Origin of the sequence: Rhodobacter viridis (assembly GCF_003217355.1) — a bacterium.
Taxonomy (GTDB): domain Bacteria; phylum Pseudomonadota; class Alphaproteobacteria; order Rhodobacterales; family Rhodobacteraceae; genus Rhodobacter; species Rhodobacter viridis.
In genome coordinates this window covers 77,207-92,563 of record NZ_QJTK01000003.1, presented here as the reverse complement: position 1 = coordinate 92,563, position 15,357 = coordinate 77,207, and the positions used below count along the sequence as shown (strand labels likewise).

Sequence of the window (15,357 nt, the reverse complement as noted above, 5' to 3'; positions counted from 1 at the left end):
ATGGTCGCCTGGATGAGCCGCCCTCTGGCCCCCCCCCGAAGAGACCGAGGAAGAAGGCATCAACCTGCAGGCCCTGCCGCAGCGCGCCGATGCCGAAGAGATGATGCAGACCGCCGCGCAAGACGCGCGGGAAAGTGGCAAGGGCACCGCCTGTCTGGTGATCGGGGTCGATGATCCGACGGCCTTGGCGCGGCAGATGTCGCGCGAGGAGTTCGAAGAGTTCCTGCATGGCTTTGGCGAGCGCATCCGCGGCGTGCTGCGCAATTCGGACCGAATCGCCCTGCTGGATGGCGAACGGTATGCGGCGATCCTGACCCCGACCCAGCGCCCCGATCTTGAAAGCATGATCCAGCTGGCCAGGCGGCTGCAACTGGCCTGCGACGCGCCTTATTCGATCAGCGGGCGCAGCATCAACATCACCAGCCATGTCGGTTTCTGTCTGATGACCCGGGCGCCGGACCCGACGGGCAAAGCGATTCTGAACGCCGCCGAGATGGCCGCCGACGAGGCCGGCCGCAACGGCCCCGGGGCGATCCGCGCCTATTCGCCCGAGATCAAGCAGGGCCCGACCGTGCAAAGCAAGCTGGCCTCGGACATCACCCCCGCCCTCGAGGAAGGTCGCATCGTCGCTTACTTCCAGCCGCAGATCAGCACCGACACCGGGGCGATTTCCGGCATGCAGGCGGTGCCGCGCTGGCTGGACCGCGACCGCGGCATTCTGGCGGAAGCCGAGATCCTGCCCGCGGTGATCGCCAAGGGCCTGCAGGTCCGCCTGTCCGAGGTGATGCTGTTCCAATGCTTCGGCGCGTTGCGCGCATGGGACAAGCTGCCGATCACCCCCGGCCTGATCAGCCTGCCGATCGGGATCGAACATGTCACCGACCCCAAGATGTATGACCGGCTGAAATGGGAATTCGACCGTTTCGACGTGCATCCGCAGCAAGTCTGCCTTGTCCTGCACCGCGAGGTGACAGCGCGGCTCGATGACGAAGTGATCATGCGCAATGTCTCGCAATGCGCCAAGATGGGCTGCCGGATCGAGCTGGCCGGATTCGGCACCGGTCCGATCTCGGTCTCGGCGATCCGCCGCACCGGAGCGGAACGGATTCGCATTCACCGCTCTTTCGTCACCAATGTCGAGCGGGATCCGGAACAGCAGCGTCTGGTCTCGGCCATCGTTTCGTTCGCCGCGGGGCTCGGCCTTGAAACCCTGGCCGAGGGCGTGGCGACGATCGGCGAACATGCGATGCTGGGGCAGCTGGGCTGCAGTCATGTGCAGGGCAAGGCGATTTCGGCGCCGTTGCCGCTGGATGAATGCGCCGCGTGGATGCTGCGCCACGATGCACGGCTTTCGTCGATCCCGCGTCCGGATCTGCGCCGCGGCGCCTGATTGACAGCGCCGCCGGGCCCTTTTTCCGCTGCGACAAAAGGCGGGAATCGGCGCTTGCACGGGGCTCCTGCGCGAAACCGCTTGACCTTTTGCCGCCCCTTCTGTTGAACCGGGCCGACTCCGGACCGGCAGGGGAAATACACGCCCATGGACAATCAAAACAGGAACCTCATCCTTGCGACGGTGCTTTCGGCACTGGTGATCGTCGTCTGGACCGTTTTCTTCCCGCCGCCGAAACCGAAAGCGACGGACCCGGTCACACAAAGCCAGACGGCAAGCGAAAGCACGCCGACGGCGGCAGCTCCGGTGGCAACGGCCGTTCCGGCGGTCGACCCCGCGCCCGAGGCGCCGCGGGTCGCGATCGACACCCCGGCGCTGACCGGCTCGATCTCGCTTCTGGGCGCACGCTTCGATGATCTGTCGCTGAAGCGCTACCATGAAAAGCTGGACGAGAATTCGCCTCTGGTGCGCTTGCTGGCACCGGTTGGCGGCAGCGATCTTGCGGCTGCGAAACCCTATTATGTGGTTCAGGGCTGGTCGGCGCTGGCTGGCGTGACGGCCGCGCAGGTGCCCGGACCGAAGACGCTCTGGACCGCGCAGCCGGGCGCGAAACTGACCCCGGAAACGCCGCTGACCCTGACCTGGGACAATGGCGCCGGGCTTCTGTTTACCCGCACTATCGCCGTCGATCCGCAATACCTGTTCACCGTCACCGATGCGGTGAAAAACACCGGGGCCGCGCCCGTCAGCATCGCGCCCTGGGGCATCATCGCCCGTCACGGCATTCCGAGCGGCAACCGTGTCTATGTGCTGCACGAGGGTGCGGTGCGGATGACCAATGGCGAGTTGCAGGAAATCAAATACAAGAAGATCACCGATCTCGACACGGTCGAGGGCGAGGGACAGGCCGATGTGCTGACCGCCGATTCGGGCGGCTGGGCCGGGTTCACCGACAAATACTGGATGACCACCCTGATCCCCGAGACCGCGCGCTTCACCTCGGTGGTGAAATACGTGCCGTCGGCCGATCTTTACCAGACCGAGACCCGCCAGCCCGCCGTGGAAATCGCCGTCGGGGCGAGCACCTCGGTCACGATGCGGCTCTTCGCGGGCGCAAAGGAATGGGAAGCGATCGCCGAATACCAGAACGCTCCGGGCTGGTTCGACAGCCTGCTGGGCGACCGCGTCGACCCGAACCGGCCGCAGATCACCCGCTTCGTCGATTCGATCGACTGGGGCTGGTACTATTTCCTGACGAAACCGATGTTCCGTCTGCTGCACTGGCTGCACGCCGTGCTGGGCAACATGGGCTTCGCGATCATCGCCTTGACCGTGATCATCAAGCTGATCGTCTTCCCGCTGGCGCGGACCTCCTACATCTCGATGGCGAAGATGAAGGAAATCCAGCCGATGATGGAGGCGCTGAAAGAGCGCACCAAGGACGACAAGCAGGCGATGCAGAAAGGGATGATGGAGCTTTACAAGCGCGAGAAGATCAATCCCGCCGCGGGCTGCCTGCCGGTCTTGCTGCAGATCCCGATCTTCTTCTCGCTCTACAAGGTGATCTACGTCACGATCGAGCTTTATCACGCGCCGTTCATCGGCTGGATCCATGACCTGTCGGCCCCCGATCCGTCCTCGATCCTGAACCTGTTCGGGTTGCTCGACTTTGCGACGCCGCAACCGGGCTCGATGCTGTTCATGTTCAGCCTTGGCGTGCTGCCGATCCTGCTGGGCATCTCGATGTGGTTCCAGCAAAAGCTGAACCCGGCACCGTCGGACCCGAGCCAGGCCGCCGTCTTCGCCTGGATGCCGTGGATCTTCATGTTCATGCTGGGCAGCTTCGCCTCGGGCCTCGTGCTGTACTGGATCGCGAACAACACGATCACCTTCATCCAGCAGTATTCGATCATGACGCTGCACGGCAAACGGCCCGATCTTTTTGGCAATATCGCGTCGAGCTTCCGCAAGAAGCCCGCGCCTGAAACGCCGAAGAAATGACCGGACGACTGAGCCACATCGTCCGCCATCCGATCAAGTCGATCGGCCATGAGGACATCCAAAGCGCGCCCCTGATGCAGGGGCGCGTTCTGCCTTTTGACCGGGTCTGGGCGGTCTCGCATGAGGCGGCCAAATTCGAAAGCCCGCTGGGCGTCTGGGCGCGCAAGCAGAACTTCGTGCGCGGTGTAGCGGCCCCGAAGCTGATGGCGATCACAGCGCGGATGGCTCAGGGCGGGCAGATCACCCTGCGCCATCCCGAGCAGCCCGATCTGACCCTTGATCCCGACCGGGCCGAGGATCAGGCGCGGCTGATCGACTGGCTGAAACCGCTCTGGCCCGACAGCCGCCCTGCGCCCCGCGCGGTGGAACGGGTCGAGGGGATCGCGCTGGCCGACATGGCCGAGCCCTATATTTCGCTGCTGTCGCTCGCCTCGCTGACCGCGCTCGGGCAAGCTGCCGGGGTCGCGCTCTCGCGCCACCGCTTCCGCGGCAATCTCTGGGTCGAGGGCTGGGCGCCCTGGGCGGAGCGCGATCTGGTGGGCAAGCGGCTGCGCATCGGCGGGGCCGTGCTTGAAGTCGCGATGCCGATCACCCGCTGCCGGGCGACCTGCACCAACCCGGAGACCGGGGTGGAAGACCTTGAAATGCTGGAGCTGCTCGAACGCCTGAACGGCGACTGGCACTTCGGCTGCTATGCAACAGTGATCGAAAGCGGCACCATCACGCTGAACGATACGGTGGAGGTGCTTTGATGCAGATGCAATTCACGCTGGCCCCGGAGCCCGAACAGGACGCCCGCGAGCGCGGCCGGTTGCTGTTCGCCGCGCAGGTCGAGTTCGTCAAGGGCGTGGTCGCGATGACCGGCCTGCCCCCGGCCGACCGGCTCGAAGTCTGCTTCGCGGGCCGCTCGAATGTGGGGAAATCCTCGCTGATCAACGCGCTGACCGGGCGCAAAAACCTCGCCCGCGCCTCGAACACGCCGGGCCGGACGCAGGAGATCAACTTCTTCACCACCGATGGCGGCCCCTATCTGGTCGACCTTCCCGGCTACGGCTTCGCCGAAGCCCCGGTGGCGATCGTGAAGAAGTGGCAGGCACTACTGAAATCCTACCTGTCGGGCCGCGCCACCCTGCGCCGCGCTTTCGTACTGATCGATGCGCGCCACGGGGTGAAGGCGGTCGACGAGGAAATCCTGCAGCTGCTCGACCGCTCCGCCGTGACCTTTCAGGCGGTGCTGACCAAGGCCGACAAAATCTCCAAGGCCGAGCTGGAGCGGGTGATCGAGCAGGTCAAGGGCGCGCTCTCGAAGCACCCCGCGGCCTATCCCGAGATCGTCGTCACCTCGTCGGAAAAGGGTGACGGCATCGAAACCCTGCGCGCGATCATCGCCACGCTGGAATAGGGGGGCAAGCCCCCCCTTCCCCGCCGGTCAGACGTGCTGCCCGGCGTTCACCTCGATTTCCGTCCCGGTGACGTAGCTCGAGGCATCCGAGCACAGGAACCAGATCACGTCGGCCACTTCGCGCGGCTGGCCAAGGCGGCGCAGCGGCAAGGTCTCGACGATCTTTTCGGTGCCGGGCGACAGGATCGAGGTTTCGATCTCGCCGGGCGCGATCGCATTGACCCGCACGCCCATCGGCCCGAAATCATGCGCCATTTCCCGCGTCAGCGCCTTCAGCGCCGCTTTCGAGGTCGAATAGGCCGCCCCCGCAAAGGGATGCACGCGCGAGCCCGCGATCGAGGTGACGTTCACCACCGCGCCCTTGGCCGCCGAGAGTTCGTCCTTCAGCCCGCGGGCCAGCACGATCGAGGCGAAGAAGTTCACATGGAACACCTGACCCCAGGTGCGCAGGTCGGTGTCGATGGAATTCAGCCGCGAGCCGCCCGGCCCTTTCGGCGAGATCCCGGCATTGTTCACCAGCGCATGCAGCTTGCCGCCCAGCCGCGACTTGATCTCGTCGATCGCCTGAATCGTCGCGTTGGGGTCGCCCAGATCGAGCTGGATGTGATCCTCGCGCCCGCCGCCCCAGGGGCATTGCTCGGGAAAGGGTTGGCGCGAGCAGGTGATGATCCGCCAGCCCTCGCGCGCGAAGCGCTTCACCGTGGCATGGCCGATCCCGCGGCTCGCCCCAGTCAACAGCAATACCTTCCGTCCATCCATGCCCGTTCTCCTGCTTTTCCCCCTCGATGTAATCACCCCGGCGGCATTGGCAATGCCCTTGGCAGGGGGCGCGATTGGTTCTAACACTTTCCCGACTTCCCCGAGGGCCCCTGATGAGAAAACAGACGATGGACCGTGACTGGATCGCCACCGCGAAAACGCTTTCCGAAGCGCTTCCCTATCTGCAGCGCTACACCGGTGCGGTGGTGGTGGTGAAATTCGGCGGCAATGCCATGGGCGACGACGAGGCGATGGCGGAATTCGCCCGCGATGTCGTGCTGATGAAGCAGGTCGGCATGAACCCGGTCGTCGTGCATGGCGGCGGCCCGATGATCAACGAGATGCTGGCCAAGCTCGGCATCAAGTCGGATTGGGTGCGCGGCAAACGGGTCACCGACAAGGCCACGGTCGAGGTGGTCGAGATGATCCTCTCGGGCCTTGTCAACAAGCGCATCGTGCAGGCGATCAACGATCAGGGCGGCCGTGCCGTCGGCATCTCCGGCAAGGACGACGATCTGATGGTCTGCGAGGCGGACGATCCGGAACTCGGCTTCGTCGGCAAGCCGGTCGAGATGAACGTGCAGATCGTGCGCGACCTTTATGGCGCCGGGCTCATTCCGGTGATCGCCCCGGTGGCGACGGGCGTGAACGACAACGAGACCTTCAACGTCAACGGCGACACCGCCGCGGGCGCCATCGCGGGGGCGCTGCAGGCCGACCGGCTGCTGCTTCTGACCGATGTCGCGGGCGTCAAGAACAAGGCGGGCGAGGTCATCACCCAGATGAGCCCCGACGAGGTGCATGCGCTGATCGAGGATGGCACGATCTCGGGCGGCATGATCCCGAAGGTCGAAACCGCGCTGAAGGCGGTCAAGGAGGGCGTGCGCGCCGTGGTCATCCTCGATGGCCGGGTGGCGAATGCCTGTCTGCTCGAACTTCTCACCGAACACGGGGCGGGCTCGATGATCCGGTCGACGCTGACGCGGGTCAAGCCGCGCCGCCGGTGAACCTGCCGCTTGCCCTGACCGAAGCCCTTGCCGCGGACAAGCTGTTCGTGGCGGGGATGGTCCACGCGCAGGAGGAGACGATCCTCCTCCTCTCCCCTGACGAGCCCGGCTTCTGGCACCATGTCACCGCAGAGCCGGAATTTGCCGATGGCGCCGCCGATCCGCTCGACCGCTGGTCGAAGCGGGTGATCGGGGCGCTTGCCACAGCCTTCGGCGGGCGCGCGGTCTTTCCCTCGGACGGGCCGCCCTACCCGCCGTTCTTTCGCTGGGCAACCGAGTCGGGACAGGCTTTTTCCGCGCCGGTGCAGATGCTTGTGCAGGCGCGGATGGGTCTTTGGACCTCGTTTCGGGGGGCTCTGGCGCTGCCCGAAAGGCTTTCCCTGCCCCCTGCGTCAAAACACCCCTGCACGGGCTGCGCCGCGCCCTGCACGACGGCCTGCCCCTGCGGCGCCCTGTCTGCACAGGGCTATGACGTCCCCGCCTGCCACGCCTTCCTCAACACCGGGGAAGGGCAGAATTGCCTTTCTGCAGGTTGCCTCGTGCGCCGCTCTTGCCCCCCGGGTCAAAGCTATGGCAGGCTGGAAAAACAATCCGCTTGGCACATGAGGCACTTCCACAGATGACCCCCCCCGGACACCGTCGCCTGATCCTCACCCGCCATGCGAAATCGAGCTGGGACGATCCCCTGATGGCCGATGCCGACCGCCCGCTGAACGCGCGTGGCCGGGCCGCGGCGCATGAGCTGGGCGATTTCCTCGCCTCGCGCGGGCTCGAACCCGAGGAGGTGCTGTGCTCGACCGCGCTGCGCACCCGCGAAACCTGGGAAGGTGTCGCCTCGGCCGTGATCGAGACCCGGCCCGACGTGCATTACATCGACAGCCTCTATCAGGCCACGCCCGAAACGCTGCTGGCCGTGCTGAAGACGGCGACCGCCTCCACGGTGATGCTGATCGCGCATAACCCGGGCATTGCCGATTTCGCCGCCTCGCTGCCGTCGCGACCGAACTACGATCCGGATTTCCGCAAATATCCGACCTGCGCCACGCTGATCGTCGATTTCCAGATCGATGACTGGTCGCAAGTCGCGCTCGGCCAAGGCTCGATGCTCGACTTCTTCCTGCCCGCCAGCCGCGGCAAATAAGAAAGGGGCAGCCCGACGGCCGCCCTTTCATCTTGCCCCAAATACCTCGGGGGTGTGGGGGCAGCGCCCCCACCCTTCAGTGTCCCAGAATCTGGCTCAGGAACTGCTTCGTCCGCTCCGATTGCGGGTTGTGGAAGAAGTCATGCGGGTTGTTCTGCTCGACGATCTGCCCGTCCGCCATGAAGATCACCCGGTTCGCGACCGCCTGCGCAAAGCCCATCTCGTGGGTCACGCAGAGCATCGTCATGCCTTCCTCGGCGAGCTGGATCATCGTATCCAGCACTTCCTTGATCATCTCGGGATCGAGCGCCGAGGTGGGCTCGTCGAACAGCATGATCTTCGGCTTCATGCACAGCGAGCGCGCAATCGCCACCCGCTGCTGCTGGCCGCCCGACAACTGCCCCGGATATTTATGCGCCTGCTCCGGGATCTTCACCTTCTGCAGGTAATACATCGCGGTTTCCTCGGCCTCGCGCTTGGGTACCTTGCGCACCCAGATCGGCGCCAGCGTCAGGTTTTCGAGGATCGTCAGATGCGGGAACAGGTTGAAGTGCTGGAACACCATCCCCACTTCCGAGCGCACCTTGTCGATGTTCTTCAGATCCGAGGTCAGTTCGATGCCATCGACGATGATCTTGCCCGACTGGTGTTCCTCGAGCCGGTTGATGCAGCGGATCATCGTCGACTTGCCCGAGCCCGAAGGCCCGGCAATGACGATGCGCTCGCCCCGGTTCACGGTGAGGTTGATGTCGCGCAGAACGTGGAACTGGCCGTACCACTTGTTCATCTGGCTGATCTGGATCGCGACCTCGTCGCTGACCTTCATGTGGCTGCGGTCGACCGCGTGGTCATAGCTGGGCTCTGACATGAGCGCCTCCTTATCGGTGGTCACGCTTCAGCTTGCGTTCGAGATACATCGAATACCGCGACATGCTGAAGTTGAAGAGGAAGAAGATGACGGCGACGAAGATATAGGGCTCCCAATAGGTGCCCTTCCACGCCATGTCGGAGCGCACGACGCCCGAAATGCCCTTGAGCGGGTCGAAAAGCCCGACAAAGGTCACCAGCGTCGTATCCTTGAACAGCCCGATGAAGCTCGACACGATGCCGGGGATCGAGATTTTCAGCGCCTGCGGCATGATGATAAGCCGCTGCGCCTGCCAGTAATCGAGCCCCAGCGCATCGGCCGCCTCATATTGGCCGCGCGGCAGCGCCGCCAGACCGCCCCGGATCACCTCGGCGATATAGGCCGCGGCGAAAAGCGTCACGAGGATCACCACGCGCAGGATCAGGTCAAACGTCGTTCCCGGCGGCAGGAAATACTGCAGCAGCAGCGAGGCGGTGAAGAGCAGCGTGATCAGCGGCACGCCGCGGATGAATTCGATCATGCCGACCGAGAGCGCCTTCACCATCACCATGTCCGACTGCCGCCCGAGCGCGAGCAGGATGCCGAGCGGCAGCGAGACGACGATCGCCGTCACCCCGATCACCAGCGCGAGCAGGAAGCCACCGAACTTGTCGCTGACCACCTCGGGCAGGGCGAGCGGCAGAACCGACTGCATCGCGCTCTCGAACGGGCCTACAGCGTAAAGCCAGACCACCGCGGCCAGGATCAGCCCCGCCCCGGCCGCAACCGGCACGCCCAGCTTCGGTGCGAGCCTGGTGAAGGCGAGGCCCATCAGCGCAAAGCCGACGAGCACGCCCACCGGCCCCCAGACCGGCCCGCCCCAGAGCAGCCAGAACGCCACGAGCGGGTAAAGCAGCGTGCCCCAGATCAGCTTGCGCGGCAGCGCGTCAAACAGCACCGGGGCGAGCGCAAGGAACAGCCCGGCGAAGGTCAGAAACAGCCGCCAGTATTCCTCGACCGGATAGAAGCCGAACAGGAACTGGTTCCAGCGCACCCGGATGATCGCCCAGCAGGCGCCGGTGGCCTCGGGCCCCCACCGCTCGGCGATGATCGTGCGGCACTCGGTCAGCGAATTCGCGTTCCAGACGCCGTGGATCAACCAGGGCGCCCCCGCCTGCACCAGCCAGGCCGTGACCAGCAGGCCAAAGACCGTCAGCGCGGTGTTGAGCGGACCCGAGAACAGGTTTTCCCGCATCCATTTGACCACGCCCACCTGCGACACGGGCGCGGGTTTCGGCGGCAGCATCTCGGTGCGGACGAAAGAGGTATCGCTCATCTCACCGCTCCTTCAGCTTGATCGATTTGTTGTAGATGTTCATCAGGCTCGAGATCGTCAGGCTGATGGTCAGATAGATCAGCATCATCAAGAGCATGCATTCGAGTTCGCGGCCGGTCTGGTTCAGCGTGATGCCGCCCAGCGTGCCGCGCAGGTCCATGTAGCTGACCGCGATGGCGAGCGACGAGTTCTTCGTCAGGTTCAGGAACTGCGAGATCAAGGGCGGCACGATCACCCGCAAAGCCTGCGGCAGGATCACGAGGCTCATGGTCCGGCCCGGACGCAGGCCAAGCGCATAGGCCGCCTCGGACTGGCCCTTCGAGATCGCCTGAATCCCCGCCCGCACGATTTCCGCGATGAAGGCGGCGGTATAAAGCGTCAGCGCGATCAGCAGCGCGGTGAAGGAATGCAGCATCTGGAAGCCGCCGGTGAAGTCGAACTTGGTGATCTTGGGATAATCCAGATGGAACCCGAGCGCATAAAGCAGCGCGATGATCGGCGCGAAAAGGATCAGCAGGCTCGGCCACCAGGTCACGGGGCGACGGCCGGTGGTTTCCTGCACCGCTTTCGCGCGGGCCATGAACCGACGCCAGCCCCAGAACGAGGCCGCCATGACCGCGATCACCGCAAGCGCGTTCAGGCTGACGGGCAGGTTCCAGCCGATATCGACCACTCCGAGCGAGTTGTCGAAGACCGGGGCAGGCACGTTGGTGCCGCGGTTCGTCACCGCGATCGAGTCGAAGAGCCACATCGAGGCCTTGGGTTCCTCGCCCGCGGCCTTCATCGCCTCGGTGACGCGGAAGTCCTTTGGCACCGGCCGGGTCTCGGCCAGGATCGTGCCCATGAGCAGGATCCACAGAAGCAGCGGGATGTTGCGGAAGGTCTCGACATAGACCGTCATGATCCGCGCCACGAGCCAGTTGTGCGACAGTCGCAGCACGCCGATCACCGTTCCCAGCACCGTGGCCAGGATACAGCCCAGAACCGAGACCAGCAGCGTGTTCAACAGCCCTTCGATCAGCGCCCGGAAATGGGTGTCGTCGTTCGAATAGGGGATCAACGTCTGCGCAAGGTCATAGCCCGCGCGCGTCCACAGGAAGTGGAAGTCGAAATCCTTGCCCTTCGCCTCGAGGTTCACATAGGCGTTGTGCAAGAGCCAGACGAGGCCGGCGAGGAACAACAGCAGCACCACGATCTGGATGGTGATCGAGCGGAACCGCGTGTCGTAAATGAGCATCGAGAGCCGAAAGCCATCTTTCGGCGGGTCACTAGCGAGTGCCATGGTTTTCCCCTGTCCGATCTGTCCCGCGGCTTTGCGCCGACTGCGTTCGGGACTTGTGCCCCGACAGACCGTCCTTGAAATGCAAAATGCGGCCGGGAGGACTCCCGGCCGCATCGGTGGGTTGGATCAGCGGAACGGCGGGGCGTACATCAGCCCGCCTTGCGTCCACTGCGCGTTCAGACCGCGAGCCAGACCGATCGAGGTGGAGGCCCCGATATTGGCTTCGAAGATCTCGCCGTAGTTGCCCGAGGCCATGATCGCGCGCTTGGCGAAATCATTGTCGAGACCGATCTTCTTGCCCATGTCGCCTTCGAGGCCGAGCAGACGGCGGATTTCCGGGTTCTGGGTCGAAGCGGCCACTTCTTCAAGGTTCGCCTTGGTGATGCCGTATTCCTCGGCGGCGACGAGCGCGTAGAAGCTCCAGCGCACGATATCGCCCCAGTTGTTGTCGCCGTGACGAACGGCCAGCGCCAGCGGTTCCTTCGAGATGATCTCGGGCAGGATCACGATGTCGGCGGCATTCGGCATCGTCGCGCGCGAGGCGGCCAGACCCGAAGCGTCGGTGGTGTAGCTGTCGCAGGCACCGGCGAGGAACTTCTGCTGACCTTCGGCGTCATCGGCGATGTTCACCGGCGTATAGGTCATGTTGTTCGACTTGAAGTAGTCGGCGAGGTTCATCTCGGTGGTGGTGCCGGTCTGCACGCAGACGGTGGCGCCATCGAGTTCCTTGGCCGAGCTGACGCCGAGCGATTTGTTCACCATGAAGCCCTGACCGTCGTAGTAGTTGACGGCGACGAAATCGAGCGCGAGCTCGGTGTCACGGCCAAAGGTCCAGGTCGAGTTGCGAGCAAGCATGTCGACTTCGCCCGAGGCAAGCGCGGTGAAGCGCGTCTCGCCGGTCAGGGCCTTGTATTGCACTTTCATCGGGTCGCCCAGAACGGCGGCGGCAACGGCCTTGCAGGCGGCCACGTCGAAGCCCTGGTAGTTCCCGTTCGCATCCGGCGCGCCGAAACCCGTCAGGCCCGGGTTGACGCCGCAGATCAGCTGGCCGCGGGCCTTGACGTCATCGAGCGTCGAGGCCGAAGCTGCGCCCGCCACGAGGGCGACCAGCGCGACCGTGCCGAAGAATACGGATTTTTTCATGTTTACCTCTTCCTGAGTTGCCGCCGTTGCGGCGGTGAGAGTGCCCTTAACGGGTCTGCAAGTTCTGTGCCGATCATGACCGGCTGCCGGAGTTTGCGCAAATACGCAGGAATTGGTCAAGACGCCTGAGTAATTTTCGGTGTCGCAACTGCCCATTCCACGAGCAAATGCCCGCCCTGCGCGCATCGCAAAGACCGCAGACGCGCCCTGGTGAAGAGGTTCAGGCGGTATGCCGCAGTATCCAGAATCGTCCGGCATGGGCGAGCGCCTGCTTCTTCAGCGCGGCCATCTCGGCGGCTTCCTCGTCCTCGCCCCATTGCGCGATCTGCCACTCCTCGTCGATGCGCGACAGCCGCCAGGCTTCATCGGCGTCGATCTCGCCCTCGGCGACGGCCAGACCCAGCACCAGCGAGCCGGTGATGCCGACCAGATCATGCAGCGCCGCCAGCTCCCAGATGTCGCAAGCCGAGACCCGGGCCGCGAGCGCCAGTTGCGCCTGCGCAGGCTGCGCGACGGGCAGCACGCCCGCGGTCACGATCAGCCGCGCCTGATAGCGGCTGTCGGCCCAATCGAGCCAGCGATCCCACGCCGCGGCCTGCAGCGCCACCAGCTCTTCGGGGGCCTTGGCGCGGTAGCAGAGCAGATCGGTCTCGCCATACGCCGCGATCAGTTCGGCCACTTCGGCCTGCTGCGCGCGCACCTTGTCGAGCGCCGCATTGGCCGAGCGCGTCACCGGCATCGTCGTCGGATCGACCTTTTCGCCCTGCGCCTGCCATTCGGCGGCCACGGCTTCCGCCATCGCCCGGGTCGGCAGAACCAGCGCCGCCTTGGCCGGGGTCTTCACCGCGCGCCCATCGAGCTTCACCGTGAAACCGCCCTCGCAGGGCTCGACCGTTGCCGCTTTCCAGAACCGTTTTGCGCTCCAGCCACTCATGCAAGACCCTCCTGCAAGGCCTGTTCCAGTTCGGCGAAACTCTCGACGATCCGCCCGGCACCGGCCTTTTTCAATTCCGAAACAGGGTGATAGCCCCAGCTGACCCCGATCGTCGCCACACCCGCGGCGCGGCCCATCTCGATGTCGTAGGTGGTATCCCCGATCATCACAGCGTCTTTCGCCTCAACCCCCGCCACCCGCAGGGCTTCCAGCACCATCGAGGGATGCGGCTTCGACGGATGGTCGTCGGCCACCTGCGACGAGGTGAAAAGACCCTCGAGCCCGTGATGGGCGATCAGCGCAGTCACGCCCCGGCGCGACTTGCCGGTGGCGATGGCCAAGAGCCAATCCTCGCGCGCGGCGAGATGCAAAAGACAGTCCTTCGCGCCGGGGTAAAGCGGCGCAGGCTGCGCGGCGCGGCCGGTGAAATAGCTGGCCTTGTAGGCGGCCACCACCGCTGCCTGCGTCGCCGCGTCCTGATCGGGCGCGAGCCGGGCCAGCGCGACGGGCAGCGACAGGCCGACGATCGCCAGCACCGCCGCGGGCGGCGGCGGGGTCAGCCCGACGGCCCGGAACGCCTCGGTCATCGCGGCCAGAATATGCGCCTGACTGTCGCTGATCGTGCCGTCGACATCGAAGATCGCAAGCTTCATCGATCGTCCTCGAACGGGTCGAGCGGCGCTTCGCCTTCGATCCAGCCCAGCGTCTTCCAGGTCCGCACCATGTGATCGGGCAGCGGCGCGGTGATGGTGACGCGCTTCTTGGTGATCGGATGGTCGAAGGAAATCGTGCGCGCATGCAGGTGCAGCTTGCGCGAAAGCTCGCCCCCCAGCTGCGAGCCCCAGCCGTCGCCCAGGTTCTCCTGCCCCGAGCCGCCGTATTTACCATCGCCGACGATCGGATGGCCAAGTTCCGCCATATGCGCGCGCAACTGGTGCGTGCGGCCGGTGATCGGCACCAGACCGACCCATGAAACGCGACTTCCCAGCCCGTCGATCACCGCGAAATCGGTGGTGGCGCGTTTCGCATCCGGCGTCGAATCAACCTTCGACGGGTGGATGCAGATCATCTTCTCGCCCTCGCCGCCGCGACCGTGGCCGGGGGCCTTCACCAGACCATAGCGAATCGTGCCCTTCTTCGGGCTCGGCACGCCCGCCACCGCCGCCCAATAGATCTTGCGGGTGGTCTTCAACCGGAACGACTCCGACAGTGCCCGGGCGACGCGGTCGGTGCGGGCAATGAGCAGCACGCCGGACGTGTCCTTGTCGAGCCGGTGCACCATCTTCGGCCGGTCCTTGTAGCCGAACTTCAGCGCATCAAGCAGCCCGTCCACATGCCGATCCCCCTGCCCCGAGCCCCCCTGCGAGGGCAGCCCGGCAGGCTTGTTCAGCGCGATGATGTGTTCATCCTTCCAGAGCACCGCAGCCTGGATCATCTTTTCGTCCGCGGGCGAGATCTGCGTCGCCTCGCGCCGTGCTTCCGAGCGGCTTTCAGGCGCCTTCGCCCCGGCCTCGGGCAGCGGCGGCACGCGGACTTCCATGCCCGGCCCGATCCGGTCAGAGGCCTTCACCCGGCCGCCATCGACCCGTACCTGCCCGGTGCGGCACATCTTTTCCACCGCGCCCTGGGTCAGGACCGGGAATTTCTTCTTCAGCCAACGGTCCAGACGGCTTTCGCCCTCATCCTCGGTCACCTTGATCAGTTGCACCGAACTCATGCGAAAAACCCCCGTGCGAACGCCATGCCCGCGAAAAGTGCTGCCAGACCCAGAACCACCGTGCCGACGACATAGCTTGCGGCCGTGGTCACCTCGCCCGCTTCCCAGAGCTTCGCCGCATCCAGCGAAAAGGCCGAGAAGGTGGTGAAGCCGCCCAGGATCCCGGTCATCAGGAAGGGGGCGAAGCGGTTGCCGCCCTTCATCGCCAGAACGACGACAAGCACCCCCATGGCAAAGCTGCCGACGACATTCACCACCATCGTGGCATAGGGGAAGCCGTGGCCCATGAGCCGCGGCAGCGAGACATTGACGAGATAGCGCAGCGCGGAGCCGAGGGCACCGCCAAGCGCAACGAAAAGCAGGGTCTGGATCATCCGGTTTCCTTTGCCCCCCGCGCG

General features: G+C 65.0%; 16 protein-coding genes. 7 read left to right on the top strand and 9 right to left on the bottom strand.

Features of this window, described 5'->3' with window-relative positions:
* The first annotated feature begins 58 nt into the window (after positions 1 to 58).
* The 4 genes from C8J30_RS05940 (at position 59) to yihA (ending at position 4,793) form a co-directional block, all read left to right on the top strand.
* Positions 59 to 1,390 (top strand): GGDEF domain-containing phosphodiesterase, encoded by a 1,332-nt coding sequence (locus C8J30_RS05940; protein WP_342767520.1) that lies wholly within the window; start codon positions 59 to 61, stop codon positions 1,388 to 1,390.
* A gap of 147 nt (positions 1,391 to 1,537) precedes the next feature.
* Positions 1,538 to 3,391 (top strand): membrane protein insertase YidC, encoded by a 1,854-nt coding sequence (gene yidC, locus C8J30_RS05935; protein WP_110804801.1) that lies wholly within the window; start codon positions 1,538 to 1,540, stop codon positions 3,389 to 3,391.
* Positions 3,388 to 4,143, top strand: coding sequence for an MOSC domain-containing protein (locus C8J30_RS05930; protein ID WP_110804800.1), 756 nt, complete (start codon positions 3,388 to 3,390; stop codon positions 4,141 to 4,143). The genes yidC and C8J30_RS05930 overlap by 4 nt, the downstream gene beginning before the upstream one ends.
* Complete coding sequence (yihA, locus tag C8J30_RS05925; RefSeq protein ID WP_110804799.1) at positions 4,143 to 4,793, top strand: ribosome biogenesis GTP-binding protein YihA/YsxC; 651 nt, start codon at positions 4,143 to 4,145, stop codon at positions 4,791 to 4,793. Before C8J30_RS05930 ends, yihA begins: the two co-directional genes overlap by 1 nt.
* A 27-nt stretch (positions 4,794 to 4,820) precedes the next feature.
* Here yihA and C8J30_RS05920 read toward each other — a convergent pair whose 3' ends face one another.
* A complete protein-coding gene (locus C8J30_RS05920) occupies positions 4,821 to 5,552 on the bottom strand; it encodes an SDR family oxidoreductase (RefSeq protein ID WP_110804798.1) in 732 nt (243 codons plus the stop codon).
* 128 nt (positions 5,553 to 5,680) lie between these two features.
* Between C8J30_RS05920 and argB the strand changes: the two genes are divergently transcribed.
* The 3 genes from argB to C8J30_RS05905 are packed head-to-tail and all read left to right on the top strand — an operon-like array spanning position 5,681 to position 7,700.
* Positions 5,681 to 6,559: an acetylglutamate kinase gene (gene argB, locus C8J30_RS05915; RefSeq protein ID WP_110804797.1), complete on the top strand. Its 879-nt coding sequence runs from the start codon at positions 5,681 to 5,683 to the stop codon at positions 6,557 to 6,559.
* Positions 6,556 to 7,182 (top strand): ferredoxin, encoded by a 627-nt coding sequence (locus C8J30_RS05910; RefSeq protein WP_110804796.1) that lies wholly within the window; start codon positions 6,556 to 6,558, stop codon positions 7,180 to 7,182. The genes argB and C8J30_RS05910 overlap by 4 nt, the downstream gene beginning before the upstream one ends.
* Entirely contained in the window at positions 7,179 to 7,700 is a 522-nt protein-coding gene (locus C8J30_RS05905; RefSeq protein ID WP_110804795.1) for a SixA phosphatase family protein, read from the top strand. The genes C8J30_RS05910 and C8J30_RS05905 overlap by 4 nt, the downstream gene beginning before the upstream one ends.
* A 76-nt stretch (positions 7,701 to 7,776) precedes the next feature.
* On the opposite strand, the gene C8J30_RS05900 is transcribed toward C8J30_RS05905, so the two are convergent.
* The 8 genes from C8J30_RS05900 to crcB form a co-directional block, all read right to left on the bottom strand.
* The gene (locus C8J30_RS05900) at positions 7,777 to 8,568 is read right to left on the bottom strand and encodes an amino acid ABC transporter ATP-binding protein (RefSeq protein ID WP_110805018.1); all 792 of its coding nucleotides are present in this window, start codon (positions 8,566 to 8,568) and stop codon (positions 7,777 to 7,779) included.
* A gap of 10 nt (positions 8,569 to 8,578) precedes the next feature.
* The gene (locus C8J30_RS05895; RefSeq protein WP_110804794.1) at positions 8,579 to 9,883 is read right to left on the bottom strand and encodes an amino acid ABC transporter permease; all 1,305 of its coding nucleotides are present in this window, start codon (positions 9,881 to 9,883) and stop codon (positions 8,579 to 8,581) included.
* A gap of 1 nt (position 9,884) precedes the next feature.
* On the bottom strand, positions 9,885 to 11,165 hold the full coding sequence (locus C8J30_RS05890; protein ID WP_110804793.1) for an amino acid ABC transporter permease: 1,281 nt from the start codon (positions 11,163 to 11,165) through the stop codon (positions 9,885 to 9,887).
* A gap of 126 nt (positions 11,166 to 11,291) precedes the next feature.
* Positions 11,292 to 12,308: an amino acid ABC transporter substrate-binding protein gene (locus C8J30_RS05885; protein WP_110804792.1), complete on the bottom strand. Its 1,017-nt coding sequence runs from the start codon at positions 12,306 to 12,308 to the stop codon at positions 11,292 to 11,294.
* A 220-nt stretch (positions 12,309 to 12,528) separates the two neighbouring features.
* The gene (locus C8J30_RS05880) at positions 12,529 to 13,242 is read right to left on the bottom strand and encodes an ATP12 family chaperone protein (RefSeq protein ID WP_110804791.1); all 714 of its coding nucleotides are present in this window, start codon (positions 13,240 to 13,242) and stop codon (positions 12,529 to 12,531) included.
* Entirely contained in the window at positions 13,239 to 13,895 is a 657-nt protein-coding gene (locus C8J30_RS05875) for an HAD-IA family hydrolase (RefSeq protein WP_110804790.1), read from the bottom strand. The genes C8J30_RS05880 and C8J30_RS05875 overlap by 4 nt, the downstream gene beginning before the upstream one ends.
* Positions 13,892 to 14,959 (bottom strand): RluA family pseudouridine synthase, encoded by a 1,068-nt coding sequence (locus tag C8J30_RS05870; protein WP_110804789.1) that lies wholly within the window; start codon positions 14,957 to 14,959, stop codon positions 13,892 to 13,894. The genes C8J30_RS05875 and C8J30_RS05870 overlap by 4 nt, the downstream gene beginning before the upstream one ends.
* Positions 14,956 to 15,333, bottom strand: coding sequence for a fluoride efflux transporter CrcB (crcB, locus tag C8J30_RS05865; protein WP_110804788.1), 378 nt, complete (start codon positions 15,331 to 15,333; stop codon positions 14,956 to 14,958). Before crcB ends, C8J30_RS05870 begins: the two co-directional genes overlap by 4 nt.
* Between the last annotated feature and the right edge of the window lie 24 nt (positions 15,334 to 15,357).